Here is a 19306-nt window from a genome sequence, read left to right as displayed (position 1 = left end):
CGACTCCTACCCGCCGTTACCACCTATCTCCAACACAAAATACCTCACCAAAGCGTCTAAAAAAACAGGCGCGCTTTGGCGACGCACAATTCACCTCACCTATTAGAAGGTGAAAATTTGCCGCTGGGGCAATAAAACCTCGGCAGGCGCATTGGCAAAAAGCTAGGCGTGCATCAACGCAAATCAGGCTATTTGCCTGTGGTTAGTTTTTGTTTACAAATAAAAAGAACCAACCACAACCACAGGGAACACGTATATTCAATCAAATCAGTTAGTTAGCAAGGCAAGGTGAGGCATCTTGTGCTTAAGGTGCTGTTGATTGAGCCACAAAGTGCCGGGTTTACCACGCGAAGGTGCCGTCTTTGGGCGCGTACGGTGAGGAGATTTCCACCGAAGGTGAGGCGATTTGTGCGTGCAAGCCAATCAAGGTGAGGTTTGCTGTGCCAACGGCGTGCGAATGGTGAGGTGTTCTGTGTTGACATCTCACCCATCCCGCAGTAACTTCTGCCCGCAAACAAATAAAGGCGCACGAGGAAAAGGGAATGACCACAGGCAGTCAGGTCGCAACGTCCAGGCAACTGGCGCTTGCGCTATTCGACGATGCAAACGCCGAAGGCCTGCCTGTCGATACGGCGCGAAGCGATATCGGTTTTGCACGCAAGAACGTGCTGATCCGCATCGTCGATCTTGGGGTGGCGGCACGGCGGTTGATCGACGCGGCGTACTTTATCGTTGCGCAGGACGAGAAGATTCGCGACCTGTACGACGTCGAACTCGATTACTTCAAGTGGCTGATGCGCTACGCCAGCCGCAACAATGCGCACCTGGAGCAAGTCATCACCGAGGCGCAGCGCGCGCTTATTCAGGCCACAGCCGAAGCCGAGGCCGATGGCACCAAGCCGTTCGGCTCCGTGCAACTCATCGGCCGGATTTCGTATGTCGGCGGGCGGTTTCAATTTCGCGTTCCGCCGGATCTCATCGGCATCATCCGTGGGCCGGGGAAATCGCACTGGCTGAGCCTGCGCATTACGTCGCTGTTCACGCTGAGTTACGCGCGCGTCATGTACGACCATCTGCTTCCTTATGCCGATGAAGGCGTGACCGAATGGTTCAGCCTCGACGAACTGCGCGCGTGGCAGGGCACGATGGGCGCGAAGGCGCAGGAGTTCAAGTACTTCAAGCGTGACTGGCTGACGCCCGCCGTTCATCAGATCAACGAAGTATCGGACCTGCATTTGTCGTTCGAGACACGCAACGAGCCGGGGTCCCGCAAGATCGGGCGGATGCGGTTTCGAGTCGAGCGAAAGGAACTCGCCGAGCGCTTGCTCCAGACGCACGAACACGCACAGGCGCTGTATCAATCGTTGAAGCAGGAGATCGGACTGTCCAGCTCACAGTTCAATCAGATCGCGTCCGAACGGGACACTTATACGGATGAGCGTCTGGAGCAGGCGCTCGAACGCACACGCTTCAGTCTGAAGCTGGGCAAGGTGTCCAAGAGTCCGGCAGGCTTCTTTATGAAGGCGCTCAAGGAAGGCTGGATCGTTTCGGATGCCGAACGAAAAATGGTGCTGATTCAGGACGAATTGGCGCTCACCGACCGCAAACAATCCGAAGCTATCGAACAAACCGAAAGCCGCCGCGCGCTACAACTTGCCGCGCAAGATGTCCACGCGCAAAACAAGGTGGTCAGCGAAGTCCGTCAGGGTTGGGATGCCTACGAAAACGCCCCGCCGAAACAGCGTGAAGATTGGCGGCGTACCTATCGGTCGAGTCCGGGCGGCAAGCTGACGCTGCGCAGACTGGGTATCGATCCGTCTTCCGATCTGGACGATGAAGTCCTCCGCCGCTATCCGGACCTGCGCGATGGATTCTCGGGATACGTATTCAGCAAATGCCGATCGGGGAAGGGCAAGTGAGTGTCGGGTTCGCGTGCCATGCTTGCGAGCCCAATCGAACAACAACAATGCACTGATCGATGACCTCACCCGAAGAAACGCTGATCTCCTCTGAAGCCCTTCACACGCTCGCGCGTCACGCCTTGCTCAGCACCGGCGCGACCGAAGCGACCGCCGAGGCCACCGCGAAAGCCCTCGTCTATGCCGATGCCCGCGGTCTCTCGTCGCACGGCGTCGCGCGCTTGCCGATGTATCTCGCGCAACTGCGCAACGGCCGTGTCGATCCGCGCGCGGTGCCGGCGATCGTGCGCGACAAAGGCGCAGCATTTCTCGTCGATGCCGCCGATGGCCTTGCGTTCGGCGCATGCGAACTGGCGATATCGACGGCAATCGATCGCGCGCGCAACTTCGGCACGGCGGTGGCGAGCGTCACGCGCAGTCATCATTTCGGCGCGGGCGCGTATCACCTCGAGGCGGTCGGCGCGGCGGGACTGGTCGGCCTCGCGTTCAGCAACGCGCCGGGGTCCATGCCCGTGTGGGGCGGCTCGCGTCCGCTGCTCGGCACCAATCCGATCGCCGCGGTGTTTCCGCGTGCCAATGCGTCGCCGTTGATGATCGACCTGTCGTTATCGCATGTGGCGCGCGGCAAGATCATGGTCGCGGCGCGCGACGGCAAGCCTATCCCCGAAGGCTGGGCGACCGACGCCGACGGCCAGCCCACCACCGATGCCCGCGCCGCGCTGGCCGGCATGATGCTGCCCTCGGGCGGCGCGAAGGGCGCCATGCTTGCCCTGATGGTCGAATTGCTCGCGGTGGCGTTGTCGGGCGCGCAATTCGGTGCGGAAGCCGGTTCCTTTCTGACCGCCGATGGTCCGCGTTCGGGCATCGGCCATTTGTTCTGGCTGCTCGATCCTTCCGCGCTCGCCGGTGAACGTGTCTATCAGGCGCGCATCGAAACGCTGATCGAACTTATGCTGATCGATGACGACGTACGCTTGCCGGGCGATCGGCGCGAGGCGATCGCGGCGGACAGCGCGCGCGAGGGCATCCGCATCAATGCGAAGCTGATTGCTGAGCTTCGCGCGGTCTGACGTCTATCACGCAACTAACTGTCGATCCGACCAACGTCATTGATCGACGTCATCGACGCAGTGAGTAAAGGAGCTAAGCATGCGCCCGCTCGATGGAATCAAGGTGATCGCGCTGGAGCACGCGATTGCCGCGCCTTTCTGCACACGCCAACTCGCCGATCTGGGCGCGCGCGTGATCAAGATCGAGCGGCCCGGCGTGGGCGACTTCGCGCGCGGTTACGACACGCGCGTGCGGGGCTTGTCATCGCATTTCGCGTGGACCAATCGCTCGAAAGAAAGCTTTGCGCTCGACCTCAAAAGCGACGATGCCGACGCCATTCTCCACGCCTTGCTCGCCGATGCCGACGTGCTGGTGCAGAACCTCGCGCCCGGCGCGGCGGATCGGCTGGGCCTGAGCCATGAGGCCTTGCGCGAGCGCTATCCGCGCATCATCGTGTGCAATATCAGCGGTTACGGGCCGGATGGTCCGTATCGCGACAAGAAAGCCTACGACCTGCTGATTCAAAGCGAAGCGGGTTTCCTCTCCGTCACCGGATCCGATAACGACGTCGCCAAGGCAGGCTGTTCGGTGGCGGATATCGCGGCGGGCATGTATGCGTTCACCAATATTCTCGCGGCGCTGATGCAGCGTCAGAAGACAGGCGAGGGCTGTCGAATCGATGTGTCGATGCTCGAAAGCATGACGGAGTGGATGAGCTTCCCGCTGTACTACGCGATCGACGATCAGACGCCGCCGCCGCGCTCGGGTGCATCGCACGCGACCATTTTTCCCTACGGTCCGTTCGATGCGGGCGATGGCAGTGTCGTCATGCTCGGCTTGCAGAATGAGCGCGAGTGGGCCGTCTTCTGTCGTCAGGTTTTGCAGCAGCCCGAACTCGCAACCGACGAGCGCTTTGACGCCAATCACAAACGCGTCGCGCACAAGAGCGAACTGCGCGCGATCATCACCGAAACCCTCTCGACGATGACCGGTGCGGAGATCATCGCGCGGCTGGATGCGGCGGGCATTGCGAACGCCAACGTGAACGATATGCACGGCGTATGGCGGCATCCGCAGCTCGAAGCGCGCGGGCGCTGGACCGAAGTGGACAGTCCCGTGGGCAAGATTCCGGCGATGTATCCGCCCGGCATTCCCGATGCGTTCGCGCCGCGCATGGACCCGATTCCCGCGCTTGGTGAGCATACCGAAGCAATTATGAAGGAACTGGGATTCGGGCATTCGAAAAGCGAAGACGATGCGGGCTGAATCCGCTGCCACGCACCGCTTTGCACTAACGATCAATACTCGTTAGCCGATGCCATCCGATGATGAGCAAAGATCGCGTCGTAGCAATCGAACGCGGTATTCGCGGGCAGCGCCTCACTTGCGATCGTCACCGCACGATCGAGCGCGCTTCGATCAAGCGCCTCGATCACCAGAAGCCCTGCGAACGCGCCTTCCTGACTGCTGCGCATCGACTTTTCGCGTGTGGCGATTGACGTCGCATCGGTCTGCACGGCCATCACGCGCGCCGCCACGATCCAGTCAGTCCGCGCAAGCGTATCGAGCAACGTCTGCGCATCGGCGCCTTGCAGCGCTTCCGGTAAAGCGTGTTCGAATCGCGCGATCGCGATATGCGCGCCATTGCCGCGCGCGTGGCCGCTCGTGCGTGTCACCGTGCCGCCGCCGCGCCGGAAACGCATCAGCGATGGCATGATTTTCTGCGTCCACGGCGTTGGCGCGTTGAGCCGTTCGAGATAGCCGTTGCTCGACATGACGTTGGCATCGGTCAGTTCGTATAGCATAAGAAATTCGGATGGCTGAATATCGCGCCGTTTGAACACGCGGCCCGACTGAAAACCCGGCACGCCGACGCGCTCGAATACGTGCTCGCGCGTAAGCCAGTGAAGATAGTCGATTTCCGTTTCCGCCGCGATCGTGCTCCAGATCGCCAGCAAGCCGTTCGGTTGTTCAGACATTACTTCCTCGCTTCTAGATAGTTCGTTATGCAAATGGTCAGACGCTCGCCTGGCGCGCGTTGGTGGCGTGTTTGCCGGCCACGTCATCGGCGGAATCGAGACGGTTCATATCGATACCCATCGTCTCGGGGCCGATCGCGATCATGCAGAAGGAGAGGGCGTTGATCGCTGCCACGAGCGCGACGAGAATCCACGGCGAACCGTGGCTCAGGTTCAGCAACCACGTCGCCACGACAGGAATGGGACCGCCTGCCAGCAGGCTCGCGCCGGTGAAGGCCAGCGCCGAAGCGGAATAGCGGACATTGGTCGGGAATACTTCGGCAAACGCGACTGGCTGAATGCCGGTCTGCACTTGTGTGAAGCCCATGAACAGGCCCATTGCCAGCGCCATGGTCGCGAAGTGCCTGGTTCCGAGCATCGGAAAGTAGAACATCATGATGATGAACGTGGCCGCCGATGCAATCAGCAACATGCGCTTGCGTCCGATCCGATCGCTCAGCATCCCGCCGATAATCGACCCGCACACCGCGCACGCGTTGGCGATCATCAGCAGTGTGAAGCCGGTCTGCTTCGGCACGCCGAGCGAGTTGGTCAGATAGCCCAGCGTGAACACGACGGCGAGATAAAACAACGCGGTCGGGCCGCAGAAAAACAGCATCATGCGAATGATGGTTTTGCAGTGCAGACGGAACGCATCGCGCAATGGACTGCTGACGGTGGCGACAGCCGATTGCTTCATCTGCACGAAAGCGGGCGTTTCCGCCACACGCAGTCGGATATAGATGCCGACCAGCACCAGCAAAAAGCTCATCACAAAGGGAATGCGCCAGCCGAAGCGTGTGAACGATTCAGCGCTCATGGTGGCCGACAGCAGCAGCAACACCGCATTCGCCAATATCTGACTCAGCGGCGCGCACATGCCGATGATGCCCGAGTATTTCCCACGCTTGTCCGCTGCTGCATGTTCGAGCGCCATCAATTGACCGCCGGTGGATTCACCGCCGAGCGCGAAGCCCTGAATGATGCGCAAAAGCACCAGTAAAACAGGCGCGAGCATGCCGATCTGCGCATACGTCGGCAATAAGCCCATCAGCACGGACGTGATGCCCATGACGGAAACGGTGCCGAGCATCAAGTTTCGTCGGCCGATCTTGTCGCCAAAATAGCCGCAGATGATCGCCCCGAGCGGACGCGCCGCCAATCCCACGCTGAAGGTGGCGAGCGAGGCCAGCAGCGCGGAGTTCGGTTCCATCGCGGGGAAAAACAGCTTGGGCAGCACGGTCGCGGCAACCGATCCGTACAGCGTGAAGTCGAACCATTCGAGCGCGGTTCCGACCGTGGCGGCACTGACCGCGCGCTGTGCCATCGAACGTGTAGAGCGTTCAGGATGATGATGCGGTTCCATTGACGTGTCTCCTCCAGATTATCAATAAGGCATCCGAAATAATTAATACAAAAGCTATGACGATGCCTTCTTCAGCTTGTTATTCGGTGATGGTCACAGCGTAGTTCGGGCCTTGCATGGCTCGACGCAGCATCGGCGAGACGCCGCTGGCTTCGGACAGTTCGTGAGCCGTTGACTTGAGCGGCGCGACGAGTTCGTTCATGCGGGCGTCGGTGAGTCTCGACAGCGGACCGGCAATGATGAGAATCGCGCGGACTTCGCCGTTATTTGCGTGCACGGGCGTGGCCATCGAACTCATGGAGGGCAGGAACATGTCCTGTGTCGTGGCGTAGCCTTGCGCGCGGGCGGTTTCGATCATCGGCAAGAGCGTTTTGAAGGTGGTTGGCGCGCGCGGACCGAAATCTTCCGGTTTGCCGAAACCTTGCTTCGAGACCAGCCGCATGGCGTCTTCATCGCTTTTGCCTGCGAGCCATATGATGCCCGCTGCGCTGCACGAGAGTGTGACCGGTCGCCCCATTTCGGGATCGTAGCGAATGCCTTGCCGCGCGCCCTGCGCCTTCGCGACATAGATCAGTTCTTCGCCATCGACGATAGCCAGCCGCACCAGTTCGCCCGACGTAGCCGCGAGCCGTTCGAGAATCGGCTGGGCGATATCGACGATGCCGCCCGCGCTCAAAAAGCGCAGACCCAGCGACGGCATTTTCATCGTCAACGTGAATTCGCCGCGCCGCTCGTCCTTGCGAACGTAATCCTGCTCCATCAAATCCGCGAGCAGCCGATGCACGGCGCTGACCGGCAGTTCGAGACTGTTCGACAGCTCGGAAAGCGTCTTGCCCTCGGGCGAACTGGCGAGTTCTTCGAGAACGCGAAGGATGCGGTCGGCTACGGCGCTCATAGGCGATATTGGCGTGATTTTTCAGGTGCTTGCGGCTAGTGTATTGCAAAGCCTTTGCAAATTGCAAAGCTTTTTCACTTTTGCTTCGCGCGAATTCAGGGCGCGAAACTCGCACCGCTAATCTGCCGCCCGAAATCTCCGCCCGCCGATACACCGCCTGCATCAGCAGCACCGCGCCGCGCGGCGGTGGCGAGAACTTCGAATAGACGAACGTCGCGGTCATATCGACTTCCTCCACCAGCGGCCGGACGGTGCAATCGGTGGCGGCGGCGAATTCATCGACGATAGCGAGGCCCAGACCGCCGCGCACGAGCGCTAGCGCCTGATCGGCGCGGGTGATATCGACCACTGAAGTCAGATCGACATCGGCTTGCTGACAGGCTCGGGCGACCACGGTGCCGAACGGAATATCGCGGCGAAAAAGAATCATCGGTTCGGCGACGAGATCGGCGAGGGCGATCCGCTCCTTCGCCGCCAGCGGATGATCGGCGGGCAGCGCGCAGACCATCTGTCCGCGCATAAATGGCACCACTTCGAGATGCTCGTGCTCGATAGGCATCGACGTCACGGCCACATCGACCGCTTTGCTCAGCACTTCCAGCGGCATATCGGACATCAGCGTCGTATGCCAGTCGATACGCAAGCCCGGCATGCTCCGCTTCAATTCGACGATGGCGGGCGCGAGAATCGCCGGACCGAGCGACGGACTGCACGACACGCGCAGCAGACTCGCGGGACCCAGAGCCAGCGCCCGCGCGAATTCATCGACACGCAAGGCCGATTGATAAACCTGCTCGACTTCGCGAAACAGCGCCTGCGCTTCCGCCGTGGGAATCAGCCGGCCCTTGGCGCGTTCGAACAGCCGCAGCCCGAGCGTGGTTTCCGTATGCGCGACCAGCTTGCTCACGGCCGGCTGCGACACATAGAGCATGCGCGCCGCCGCGTTGATCGAGCCGGTCAGCATGACCGCGCGGAACACCTCCATTTGCCGCAGCTTGAAGCGCATGTCGTCGCCGTCCGATGGAAGGATTAACCAAAAGTTATAGCTTAGCTGAAACTCGGCATACGACAGCGGCGTGACAACTCCCTAGTATCTGGACACAACGATAGATACGAACCAGATACGAACGGAGACAGCATGAACCCACTCGATACCCCGAGCGCGCTGGGTACGCGCGCCGGCGCGCCTGCATCGGCGGCAACGGCTACGCGCACGAAAGCACGCTTCGGCATCCTAGCGCTGCTGGCGATCGGCACGATGATCAATTACCTCGACCGCAGCGTGGCGGGCATCGCCGCGCCGTCGATGAGTCACGAACTCGGCCTCACGCCCGCGCTGATGGGCGTGATCTTCTCGGCGTTTTCGTGGACGTACACCGCGTCGCAGATTCCGGGCGGCGTGCTGCTCGACCGCATCGGTACGCGCTGGACCTACTTTTTCGCACTCACGCTGTGGTCGTTCTTTACCGGCTTGCAGGGGCTCGCCACCGGCTTCGTATCGCTCATCATCATGCGGCTGTTGATCGGCGCGGCCGAAGCGCCGTGCTTTCCGACCAACAGCCGCGTCGTCGCGATGTGGTTCCCGCAGAGCGAGCGCGCCCGCGCCACCGGCGTCTATACCTTCGCGGAATATGTGGGCCTGGCGTTTCTGAGCCCGCTGTTGTTCTGGTTCGAACATCGCTATGGATGGCGCGTGCTTTTCGGCACAGTCGGCGCGGTGGGCATCGTGTTCGGCGCGGTCTGGCTGATGCGCTTTCGCGAGCCGCATCAGTCGAAATCGGCGAATCGGGCGGAGCTGGATTACATCGCGAGCGGCGGCGGCGTGGTCGATGGCAGCCGCGATGTCACGCAATTCCGCTGGTCGGATATCGGCGCGTTGCTGCGTCAGCGCAGCATGCTGGGCATCTGTATCGGCCAGTTCGCGTGCAATTCGACCAACGTGTTTTTCCTGACGTGGTTTCCCACGTATCTCGTCACCGAACGCCATATGCCGTGGCTCAAAGTCGGGCTGGTCGCGGTGCTGCCGTTTATCGCGGCATCGGTCGGGACGCTGGCGGGCGGCTGGATTTCGGATGCGATGTTGCGCCGTGGCATCTCGCTGAACTGGGCGCGCAAGCTGCCGGTGATCGCCGGACTGCTCGGCGCGGCGAGCATTGCGCTGGCCAATTATGTCGATTCGACCGGCGCGGTGATCGCGATTCTCTGCGTCGCGTACTTCGCACAAGGCATGTCGGCGCTGGCGTGGATGATCGTCTCCGATATCGCGCCGAAGGGTTTGCTCGGACTGAGCGGCGGCATCTTCAACCTGTTCGCGAATGCGGCGGGCATCGTCACGCCGCTGGCGATCGGGCTGATCGTCGGCGCGACGGGATCGTTCGTGTATGCGCTGGCCTTTATCTCGGCGGTGACGCTGGCGGGCGCGCTGTCCTATCTCTTCGTCGTCGGCGATATCAAGCGCATCGTCCTGAATTCTCATTGAAAAGTTAGAGGAACGTATTGTTATGACTCACTCACTCGACGGAAAGATTGCGATCGTCACGGGCGCGGCGCGCGGTATCGGTCTGGGTATTGCGCAGCAGTTGAAGGCGGCGGGCGCGCACGTCGCCATCTGGGATCTCGATGTCGCCGATTGCAGCCCGAAGCGTATCGGCTTCGAAGCGGATCACGTGCAGGCCGTCGATGTTTCGTCATACGAAGCAGTTGAACGCGCCTTCGCCGCAACGGTCGATGCGCTCGGACATGTCGATATTCTCGTCAATAACGCGGGCATCAACGGGCCGGTCGCGCCGAGTTGGGAATATCCGGTCGAGACGTGGCAGCGCGTTTTAAATGTCGATCTGAACAGCGTGTTCTATTGCTGCCGTGCTGCCGTTCCGCATATGCGGGCGCGTGGCGGCGGACGCATTCTCAATGTTGCATCGATTGCGGGAAAAGAGGGCGTGCAGTACATCTCCGCATATTCGGCGGCGAAGGCGGGCGTGATCGCGTTCACCAAGTCGGCGGCGAAGGAACTGGCGCGCGATAACGTGCTGATGAATTGCATCGCGCCTGCAATGGTCGAAACGGAGTTGTTCGGCGAAATGTCCGCTGAGCATATCGAGGCAAGCAAGGCCAAGATTCCGATGGGCCGTTTTCTGCAAATCGAGGAAGTGGGGAAGATGGCGAGTTGGATCGTGAGTCCTGCGTGTAGCTTCACAACCGGCTTCACGTTCGATCTGACCGGCGGGAGGGCGACATATTGAACTCCGCGAACGCTTTGGCGCGGCCGCTCGCGGTTGCGCATCTCACCGCGCTCGATGTCGAACCCGTGCGATGGGTGCGCGTCGCCGCTGCTGCGGGTTTCGATGCCGTGGGCTTGCGTCTGCATCCCGCAACTGACGGCGGCATCGCCTATCCGTGCGATGTGGCGAGCGAAGCGCATCTGGAATTGCGGCATACGCTGGCAGGCGAGGGCATCGGCGTGCATGACGTGGAGTTCATTCCCGTGGTGCCGGGGCTGGACGTGGCATCGTTCGAAGCCTTGTTCGATGCAGCGGCATCGCTCGGGGCGCGCTGCGTGAACGTATCCGGCGACGACCCCGACACCACGCGCCTCGCCGATACGCTCGCCGCACTCGCCACGCTTGCAGAACCGTTCGGATTACGTATCGATCTGGAATTCATGCGCTGGCGGCATGTGGCTTCGCTCGAACATGCACGCATGGTGGTAGCGCGCGCGGCGCATCGCAATCTCGCGGTGCTGGTCGATGCGCTGCATCTGTCGCGCTCGGGCGGCATTCCCGAAGACATAGCCGCGTTGCCGCAAGCCTTGATCGGCTCGGCACAGTTATGCGATGCATCGCCCCGGCATCCGCAATCGAACGAGGAAGCGATTCGCGAAGCACGCGAAAACCGACTCGCTCCCGGCGATGGCGCGTTGCCGCTCGATGCGCTCCTGCATGCGCTGCCGCCGCAAACCATGCTCAGCGTCGAAATGCCGATGCCCACACTCGCGCTTCAGACACGCATGGAGCTTGCCTACGCCGCGACGCGCGGCGTAATCGAAGCCTGCGCAATGGAGGCGCAATGAGCGTATTCGACGAAGACAAGATCGATTGCCACTGCCACGTGTTCGATCCCGCGCGATTTCCCTATCGCGACGACACGCCCTATCGTCCGGCGCAACAAGAAATCGGCACGCCCGCGCAGTTTGTCGAAGTGATGAACGCATACGGCGTTCGTCACGCGCTGCTGGTCGGACCGACGAGCGCTTATCGCACCGACAATCGCTGTTTGATGGATACGCTTGCACGCTACGAAGGCCGTTTTCGCGGTATCGCGGTGGTGGATAACGCAATCAGCAAGGACACGCTTCGTGCGATGCAGCGCGAAGGCGTCGTCGGCGTAGCCTTCAATCCGGCGATGGAGGGCATCGAAGCGGTATCGGATGCGGGCGCGTTGTTCGCTGCGTTAGCGGATCTCGGCATGATCGCGCAGGTACAAGTGGCAGGCGATCAGATGGTGACGCTCGCGCCCTGGCTCGCACAGCAACCAGCAACCTTGTTGATCGATCATTGCGGGCGGCCGGTGAGTGACGAGGGCATCGGACAAGCGGGATTTCAGGCGCTGCTGCGTCTCGCGGATAACGGCAGAACCACGGTCAAGCTTTCCGGCTGGCAAAAGTATTCGCGCCTGCCTTATCCGTACGATGACTCGATGCCTTACGCGCAGGCTTTGCTGAAGGCGTTCGGCCCGGAGCATTGCGTATGGGGTTCCGATTGGCCGTTTCTGCGCGCGCACGAGCGTCTGGATTACGGCCCGCTTCTGAGCTTATTCAAGAAAATTGTTCCGGATACCGAATTACGTCGGCAGATTCAATGGCACACGCCGCGACGCCTTTTCCATTTTTACTAAATAATGCGTTCGCGGTCGGTTCGGTATAAGGTGTGTCGTCACGCTTGAAGGAGCAAAGAATGAATCGATTCGATTATGCGCGCGAGGATATCGGCAATCTGGTGTTGCTCGAACACGTGAATCTCACGATGCCCGATCAGCGTGTTGCGACTGCGTTTTTTGTGAGCGGATTGGGCCTGACGCGCGATCCGTATCTGAATACCGGCGTAACCAATATGTGGATCAACGTCGGGCGTTCGCAGCTTCATTTGCCGCATGGCGAGGCGCAGCGTTTGCGTGGACATGTCGGGCTGATACTCGGTGAACGTGATGCGCTTTTGAAGCGTCTGCGCGATATTCAGCCCGTGCTTTCTGATACCGCGTTCGCATGGACCGAAGCCGAAGATCGCGTACAGGTGACGTGTCCGTGGGGTAATCGATACGATTGTCTCGATCCGCGCGCGGGCATCGATCTGGGTATCGCGTATGTGCAATTGGATGTACCGCCAGGACGCGCACATGCAATCGCCGCGTTCTACCGCGATATGTTCGATGCAACCGTTCAAACGAACGACACGCGCGCGGTGATCGATATCGGCTCTCATCAGCAGCTTGTGTATGCGGAAACGCCCGCCGCGAATCCGCATTACGACGGGCATCACATCCAGATTTACGTCGCCGATTTTTCGCGGCCCTATGCGCGGCTTGCCGAACGCGGACTGACTTATGGCGAGGAAGCGCATCAGTACCGTTTCCGGCAAATTATCGATCCCGCGAACGGTGAGCCGTGCTTCGAACTGGAGCACGAAATTCGCAGTCTCCGGCATCCGTTGTATGCGAGGCCGCTGGTGAATCGAAATCCCGAGCACAGCACGCGGAACTTTGTGGCGAACGAAGCGTCGCGTCGCGGCGCGTTTTAATCCAACATCCAGCGTCAAGCGCGGCTCGCGCTTTCCTCTGCTGCACGAATAACGGTTTAGTATGGTGCGCTTCGATCCTACAAGCCCGCGTTTCGATCACCTGCATGCAGACGCCTCAATTCCTATTTTTCAAGCGCCCCTGGTGGGGCGTCATGGCGCTCACCTTCGCCGCGTTCATCTTCAATACCACGGAATTCGTGCCGGTCGGCTTGCTGACCGACATCGGAGAAAGTCTTCACATGCGGCCGACCGATGTCGGCGTGGTCATGACCATCTATGCGTGGACCGTGTCGATCGCGTCCTTGCCGCTGACCTTGTTCGTGCGCGAAGTCGAGCGGCGCGCCTTGCTGATGCGCGTGTTTATCGTGTTCATTCTCAGCCACGTGGTGGTCGGCATTGCGCCGAACTTCGAAATACTCGTGCTGGGAAGAATCGGCGTCGCGTTTGCGCATGCCGTGTTCTGGTCGATATCGATACCGCTCGTCGTGCGATTGGTCCCGCCCGACGGCGAACGCCGCGCCTTGGCGATGGTATCGATCGGCACATCGGTGGCGATGGTCGCGGGCGTGCCCATCGGCCGCGCCATCGGCGATGCGCTCGGCTGGCGCGCGACGTTCCAGGTGATCGCGTGCGCGGGCGTGCTCGGCATGGCCGCGCTGTGGGTGACGCTGCCAAAGCTCGACAGCCAGGGTTCGGGTTCGCTCGAAAGCGTGCCGATTCTCTTGAAGCGCCGCATGCTGGTGGTGCTTTTTATCGTGACGGTGCTCACGGTCTGCGCGCACTTCGCGGCCTACACGTATCTCGAGCCGTTCGCGCGGCTTATCACGCACGCGAGCAGCGGCGAGGTCACGTTCCTGCTGGTCCTGTTCGGCGCGGCGGGCGTGCCTGCCGCGTTCTGCTTCAGCCGCCCTTACGCGAAAGGACCGCGGCGATTTTTGCTTGCCACGGTGTTTGCCATCGCGTGTTGTCTGACGCTGCTCTGGCCGTGCGCGCAATATTTCGGCGTGTTGTCGGCGCTGTTGCTGGTGTGGGGCATTGCGATCATCTGCTTTGGACTGGCGATGCAGGCGCAGGTGCTCAGGCTCGCATCGGATGCGCAGGATCTGGCTATTTCGATGTTTTCCGGGCTGTATAACATCGGCATCGGCGGGGGCGCGCTGCTCGGAAAACTCGTCGCGCACGATATCGGACTGGACTGGATCGGCGCGTTCGGCGCGATGGTCGCGGCTGCCGGCACGCTGCTGTGCGGGCTGGCGTTCGCGGCATCGCGCCGATACGCGCTCAATCGAGGGCCGGAATAGCGGTCGCGCGGTTCGCCGTCGCCCGCGCCAATCGCTAAAATCACGGTTTTAGCCGGAAATACGCGCATGTCTTTCGCCTCGCTTGGCCTGATCGATCCGCTGCTGCGAAATGTGCAGGAGCTTCATTACCAGACACCTACGCCCGTTCAGGTCAAGGCGATTCCCGCCGTGCTCGGCGGTCGCGACGTGATGGCGGCGGCACAGACCGGCACGGGCAAAACGGCGGGTTTCGCGCTGCCGCTGTTGCAGCGGCTGGTGCAACACGGACCGGCCGTATCGAGTAATCGCGTGCGCGTGCTCGTGCTGGTGCCGACGCGCGAACTGGCCGAACAGGTGCTGCAAAGCTTTGTCGCGTACGGCAAGGGTCTCGACTTGCGATATCTTTCCGCGTACGGCGGCGTCAGCATCAACCCGCAGATGATGAAGCTGCGCAAGGGCGTGGACGTGCTCGTCGCCACGCCGGGCCGTTTGCTCGATCTGAACCGTCAAAACGCCGTGCAGTTCGATCAGGTGCAAGCGCTCGTGCTGGACGAAGCCGATCGCATGCTCGATCTGGGCTTCGCGCGAGAACTCGACGCCATCTTCGCGGCCTTGCCGTCGAAGCGTCAGACCTTGCTGTTCTCCGCCACCTTCACCGACGATATCCGCGCGATTGCTGCGAAGATTCTGCGCAATCCGCTCGATATCAGCGTCAGCGCGCCGAACGCTCCGGCCAGCAAGATCAAACAATGGGTCGTCACCGTCGATAAGCGCAACAAGCCCGAGTTGTTTTTGCATCTCGTGGCCGAGAACCAGTGGACGCACGCGCTGGTATTCGTCAAAACGCGCAATGGCGTGGATTACCTCGCGTCCATGCTCGATGAAGCAGGCTATGCCGTCGATACCATCCACGGCGATAAACCGCAGCCCGCGCGCATGCGTGCGCTGGAGCGCTTCAAATCAGGCGACGTGCACATGCTGGTCGCCACCGACGTGGCCGCGCGCGGACTCGATATCGACGACTTGCCGCTGGTCATCAACGTCGATCTGCCGATCGTGGCGCAGGACTATGTGCATCGGATCGGACGGACGGGGCGCGCGGGAAACAGTGGCGTGGCCGTGTCGCTCGTTTGTGCCGATGAAGCGCCACAACTCGCCGCGATCGAAGCATTGATCGGGAAGACGCTGCCGCGTGAAGAAGTGCCGGGATTCGAAGCCGATCATCGCGTGCCGGAGACTAGTGCGGCTGGCGAGTTGATTAGGAAACCCAAGAAACCCAAGAAGCCGAAACAGCCGAAAGTGCAGGGCGAGCAGAAATCCAAGCCCGAAAACACGATCATGCCCGGCAGCAATCCATTCAGCGTGAAAAAGCCGCGCAGTAAGCCCGCTGGCAAATCACGCAGCCGCTGATTGATTGATCGTCGGATCGAGCAGAAGTGGCTCGACGCCTTGGCGCTTGCGAATGAGATCGTAGACAAACGCACCGGGCACGGTCTCGGTGCGCGTCAATTCGAGCGTGACCTCATGCAGAATCGACTGATTCCGTTCGAGCAATTCGAAACATCGCGCGTTGATATCGTTGAGTAAGGCATTGGCCTGCTCGACGGCGCGATCGATTTGCCGTCCGGCATTGTCGCGCGGCAACGCGGCGAGGCTGAACAGATTGCCTTCGCTGCCGAAGCCGAGCCGCGACACCATCTCCAGACTGATGCGCGATGCCTCCTGCAAATCCTGCGCCGCGCCGCTCGATGCTTCGCCGAACACCAGCATCTCCGCATTGCGTCCGCCGAGCAGCACCATCAGTTCCTTTTCCAGTTCGCTGCGGCGATAAAGATGCTTGTCCTGCGGCTTCGTGATGAGCGCCATGCCCAGCGCGCCACCGCGCGGCAGCACCGTCAGTTCCTCCAGCACGCCCGCGCCGAGCAGCGCCGCGACGATCCCGTGCCCCGCTTCGTGCACGCCGACACGACGCACTTCTTCTGCATCGAGCGACTTCTGCGCGCCGGTCACATCACCGATGCGCACGACTTTCACCGCTTCGCTCAAGTGGTCTGCATCGATCATGCTCGCGCCTTGCTTGCGCGCGATCAGCCCGGCTTGATTGACGATCATCGACAGCGCCGCAGGCGACATGCCGACCGTAAGGCGCGCGAGCCTGTCGCAATCGATATTCGCTGCGCGCGAGGGCAGCTTGCTCAGGTAATACTCGAAAATCTTTAAGCGATCCGAAACATCCGGCAACCGTACCTGCACGATGCGATCGAAACGGCCCGGACGGCGCAGCGCTTCATCGAGATTCTCCGGAAAATTGGTCGCGGCAACCAGGATCACGCCTTCGTTTTGCTCGAAGCCATCCATCTCCGCGAGCAGTTGATTGATGATGCGGTTGCTCTCGGCATCGGCGGAACCGGACGCGCCGTTGGTGCGCGCGGCGAGGCCATCGGCTTCATCGATAAAAATCACCACGGGGCTATGTTTGCGCGCAGTCCTGAATAAATGCTTGACCTTCTGAATGCCCGCGCCGTAATACTTCGCGCTGAAATAACTCCCGGTAATAGCGATGAAATGCGCGCCGCATTCCCCCGCCAGCGCCTGCGCCAGCCGTGTTTTACCGACGCCCGGACCGCCCGTCATCAGCACGCCGCACGGCGGCCGAATGCCCATTTTCGTGAACGATTTCGGATCGCGCAGATAGGCCTTGATGTCTTCGAGCGCGGCCTTCGCTTCGCCCGCGCCGATGACATCGTCGAAGCTCATATCGGGCGGCTCGCCGAGCAGCGTGGCGTCGCCTTTCATCTCGCGGCGCATGTACCAGAGCATCAGGACCAGCATCAGCAGCGAGGGCAGCATGCCGGCCGAATCGCGCAATACGGTGAGCAGCGAACTCAGGCCCGTTTGTGTGCCAATGGACACATTCGGCAGCCACGCAATCTGGTAATCCGGCGCGCTGCTCTGTCCCTTGCCTGCGTTGAGCAGCAGCGATTGCGAGAACACGGCGAAGCGATCGGTGACGAAATAGCGCGCGCCGTCTTTGGTGGACACGAGAATGGCATCGAGCGTCACGCCGATCGCGGCCACGCGCTTGTCGTGGATATCCGCGAGCATGCGCGAGGCGTCCTTCTCCGTGCGCGCCCATCGCGAGGGGTCCTGACGCATCTGATAGACGATGCCCGTCTGCGACGACGGCTTGTCAGCCTTACCCGCCGTAACCATGGCGATCATGACGGCGGCGAGCGCAGCAAAAGCGATCAGCAGCAGACGCCGGCCGCGCCGTGTCCACCGTCGATTCTTCCCCGATTTCATGAGGTTGGTCCTCGTATTCGATTCGTATTGGCGCGTTCCTCTCGTGCGGGAACTTAGGTGATGAATGTTGCGCGCGCTGAAAAATGGCGTCCGTGCGGGTGACCGCTTTCGTAGGAGAAGTGCGTTCTCAGGGTAAACCGCAGAATCGCGATAAATTCTTGGATATGGTTGGCGTACGGAGTATATTCACATCCACGGCACTCGAAATCTCCGTTCGTGATCCCGATGCCGATATCTCCGGGCGAGCCTTATAGCCAACATGATAAGGATGCCAAACATAATGACGCTGACCTTCCCGCAATCACGATGACAACCGATCTCTCGCAACACGCGCTGCGCCGTCGCACGGTGAGTTGGGTGGTGGCGCTCGCCACCGTGGGCCTGATTTTCGATGGCTACGATCTGGTCGTGTACGGCACGGTCGTCTCGGGCTTTCTACGCGATGCCTCGCAGATCGGGCGCGTGACGCCCGCGACCGCCGGTGCGCTCGGCAGCTATGCGTTGGTCGGCGTGTTGGTCGGTGCTTTGCTGGCGGGCAGCGTCGGCGATTTGCTCGGCCGGCGCAAAGTGATGCTGTTTTCGTACGCGTGGTTTTCGGTCGGCATGGCGGTCACCGCCATCTCCACCACCACGGCGATGTTCGGGCTGATGCGCTTTATCACCGGACTCGGCGTCGGCGCATTGGTGGCGACGACGGGCGCGCTCGTATCGGAATATGCGCCGAAGGGCCGCAAGAATCTCTGCAATGCCATCACGTATTCCGGCGTGCCTCTGGGCAGCTTGCTGGCGGCCATGCTGGCCATCCTGTTGCTGCACCATATCGGCTGGCGCGGCATGTTCTGGATCGGCGCGTTGCCGCTCGTGACGCTGTTGCCGATCGCATACTTCAAGATGCCGGAATCGGCGGCGTGGCTCGTCAGCCGAGGTCGCCTCGATGAAGCGCGCGCCGTGTCGGAGCGGACCGGTGTGGCTCTGCCTGAGCGCGTCACTGTCACGCCCATAGCATCCGACAAAGCAGGCTTCGCTGGACTATTCGGTTCCTATCTCTTTCCCACGATCATGCTCGGCCTGATGAGCGCGACGGGACTGGTGCTGGTCTACTCGCTGAACACCTGGCTACCCGAATTGATGCTGCGCGCTGGGTTCGACGCCAAAGGCTCGCTGTCGTTTCTGCTGGTGCTGAACGGCGGCGCGGTGATCGGTGCGCTGGCGGGTTCGCGCATGGCGGATCGCTTCGGTCCCAAGCCGGTGGTTGCGGCGTGTTTTCTGATCGGATCGATATCGATTGCACTGCTTACGTTCAACGTGCCGGTCGGCATGCTCCTGGCGCTGGTCGCGATCGTCGGATTGGGCACCAGCGGCACGCAGACTTTGATCTATGGCTTCGTCGCGAATTACTATCGAACCAATGTGCGGGGCGCGGGCGTTGCATGGTGCGCCGGATTCGGGCGGCTCGGCGGCGTGATCGGTCCGGTGCTGGGCGGCGCGCTGATCAGTTCCGGCCTCGCGCTCAATTCGATCTTCTATGTGCTGGCGATGATCGGCATCGTCGGGACGGTGTTGACCTTGGTGGTGCCGAAGGCGCACGGTGCGCGTGAGATGAAAGCGGCGCGCGATGTGCCGGTGCTCGGGCCGGAAGCCGAGAAACTGTGAGTTCGACGTGTAACGCGCATCTATTCTCGG

Annotated in this window: 15 protein-coding genes and 1 pseudogene; 11 read left to right on the top strand and 5 right to left on the bottom strand. The window is 61.1% G+C overall.

Features of this window, described 5'->3' with window-relative positions; all coding sequences use genetic code 11:
• The first annotated feature begins 542 nt into the window (after nucleotides 1–542).
• From P7F28_RS10615 to P7F28_RS10605, 3 genes are all read left to right on the top strand, one after another.
• A complete protein-coding gene (locus P7F28_RS10615) occupies nucleotides 543–1919 on the top strand; it encodes a replication initiation protein (RefSeq protein WP_277184444.1) in 1377 nt (458 codons plus the stop codon).
• 59 nt (nucleotides 1920–1978) lie between these two features.
• On the top strand, nucleotides 1979–2989 hold the full coding sequence (locus tag P7F28_RS10610; protein ID WP_277184443.1) for an Ldh family oxidoreductase: 1011 nt from the start codon (nucleotides 1979–1981) through the stop codon (nucleotides 2987–2989).
• A 79-nt stretch (nucleotides 2990–3068) separates the two neighbouring features.
• On the top strand, nucleotides 3069–4235 hold the full coding sequence (locus P7F28_RS10605; RefSeq protein WP_277184442.1) for a CaiB/BaiF CoA-transferase family protein: 1167 nt from the start codon (nucleotides 3069–3071) through the stop codon (nucleotides 4233–4235).
• 32 nt (nucleotides 4236–4267) lie between these two features.
• Here the strand turns inward: P7F28_RS10605 and P7F28_RS10600 are convergent, their stop codons facing one another.
• The 4 genes and pseudogenes from P7F28_RS10600 to P7F28_RS10585 all read right to left on the bottom strand — a co-directional run.
• Complete coding sequence (locus P7F28_RS10600; RefSeq protein ID WP_277184441.1) at nucleotides 4268–4948, bottom strand: hypothetical protein; 681 nt, start codon at nucleotides 4946–4948, stop codon at nucleotides 4268–4270.
• 37 nt (nucleotides 4949–4985) lie between these two features.
• Nucleotides 4986–6353 carry an MFS transporter gene (locus tag P7F28_RS10595; RefSeq protein ID WP_277184440.1) on the bottom strand — a complete coding sequence of 456 codons (1368 nt, stop codon included), beginning with the start codon at nucleotides 6351–6353 and terminating at the stop codon, nucleotides 4986–4988.
• 79 nt (nucleotides 6354–6432) lie between these two features.
• A complete protein-coding gene (locus P7F28_RS10590) occupies nucleotides 6433–7248 on the bottom strand; it encodes an IclR family transcriptional regulator (protein ID WP_277184439.1) in 816 nt (271 codons plus the stop codon).
• A 130-nt stretch (nucleotides 7249–7378) separates the two neighbouring features.
• Nucleotides 7379–8254, bottom strand: a pseudogene (locus tag P7F28_RS10585) (LysR family transcriptional regulator); the annotation flags it as partial.
• 132 nt (nucleotides 8255–8386) lie between these two features.
• Here P7F28_RS10585 and P7F28_RS10580 point away from each other — a divergent pair.
• From P7F28_RS10580 to P7F28_RS10550, 7 genes are all read left to right on the top strand, one after another.
• Nucleotides 8387–9727 carry an MFS transporter gene (locus P7F28_RS10580; protein WP_277184438.1) on the top strand — a complete coding sequence of 447 codons (1341 nt, stop codon included), beginning with the start codon at nucleotides 8387–8389 and terminating at the stop codon, nucleotides 9725–9727.
• A gap of 22 nt (nucleotides 9728–9749) precedes the next feature.
• Nucleotides 9750–10490 carry an SDR family NAD(P)-dependent oxidoreductase gene (locus P7F28_RS10575; RefSeq protein ID WP_277184437.1) on the top strand — a complete coding sequence of 247 codons (741 nt, stop codon included), beginning with the start codon at nucleotides 9750–9752 and terminating at the stop codon, nucleotides 10488–10490.
• The gene (locus P7F28_RS10570; RefSeq protein WP_277184436.1) at nucleotides 10487–11317 is read left to right on the top strand and encodes a sugar phosphate isomerase/epimerase; all 831 of its coding nucleotides are present in this window, start codon (nucleotides 10487–10489) and stop codon (nucleotides 11315–11317) included. The genes P7F28_RS10575 and P7F28_RS10570 overlap by 4 nt, the downstream gene beginning before the upstream one ends.
• Entirely contained in the window at nucleotides 11314–12141 is an 828-nt protein-coding gene (locus tag P7F28_RS10565) for an amidohydrolase (RefSeq protein ID WP_277184435.1), read from the top strand. The genes P7F28_RS10570 and P7F28_RS10565 overlap by 4 nt, the downstream gene beginning before the upstream one ends.
• 59 nt (nucleotides 12142–12200) lie before the next feature.
• On the top strand, nucleotides 12201–13040 hold the full coding sequence (locus P7F28_RS10560; RefSeq protein ID WP_277184434.1) for a VOC family protein: 840 nt from the start codon (nucleotides 12201–12203) through the stop codon (nucleotides 13038–13040).
• Nucleotides 13041–13144: 104 nt separating this feature from the next.
• Nucleotides 13145–14341, top strand: a complete 1197-nt coding sequence (locus tag P7F28_RS10555; RefSeq protein WP_277184433.1) for a sugar transporter — start codon at nucleotides 13145–13147, stop codon at nucleotides 14339–14341.
• Between the two features lie 66 nt (nucleotides 14342–14407).
• A complete protein-coding gene (locus P7F28_RS10550; protein ID WP_277184432.1) occupies nucleotides 14408–15730 on the top strand; it encodes a DEAD/DEAH box helicase in 1323 nt (440 codons plus the stop codon).
• Here P7F28_RS10550 and P7F28_RS10545 read toward each other — a convergent pair.
• Nucleotides 15716–17623, bottom strand: coding sequence for an AAA family ATPase (locus tag P7F28_RS10545; protein WP_277184431.1), 1908 nt, complete (start codon nucleotides 17621–17623; stop codon nucleotides 15716–15718). The two genes, P7F28_RS10550 and P7F28_RS10545, sit on opposite strands and share 15 nt — an antisense overlap.
• A gap of 306 nt (nucleotides 17624–17929) precedes the next feature.
• Between P7F28_RS10545 and P7F28_RS10540 the strand changes: the two genes are divergently transcribed.
• On the top strand, nucleotides 17930–19276 hold the full coding sequence (locus P7F28_RS10540) for an aromatic acid/H+ symport family MFS transporter (RefSeq protein ID WP_277184430.1): 1347 nt from the start codon (nucleotides 17930–17932) through the stop codon (nucleotides 19274–19276).
• The last annotated feature ends 30 nt before the right edge of the window (nucleotides 19277–19306 follow it).

This window comes from Caballeronia sp. BR00000012568055 (genome assembly GCF_029439455.1).
In the GTDB taxonomy this organism is placed as follows: domain Bacteria; phylum Pseudomonadota; class Gammaproteobacteria; order Burkholderiales; family Burkholderiaceae; genus Caballeronia.
Note: the sequence above shows the minus strand (reverse complement) of the source record. Positions and strands in the feature narration are given on the sequence as shown.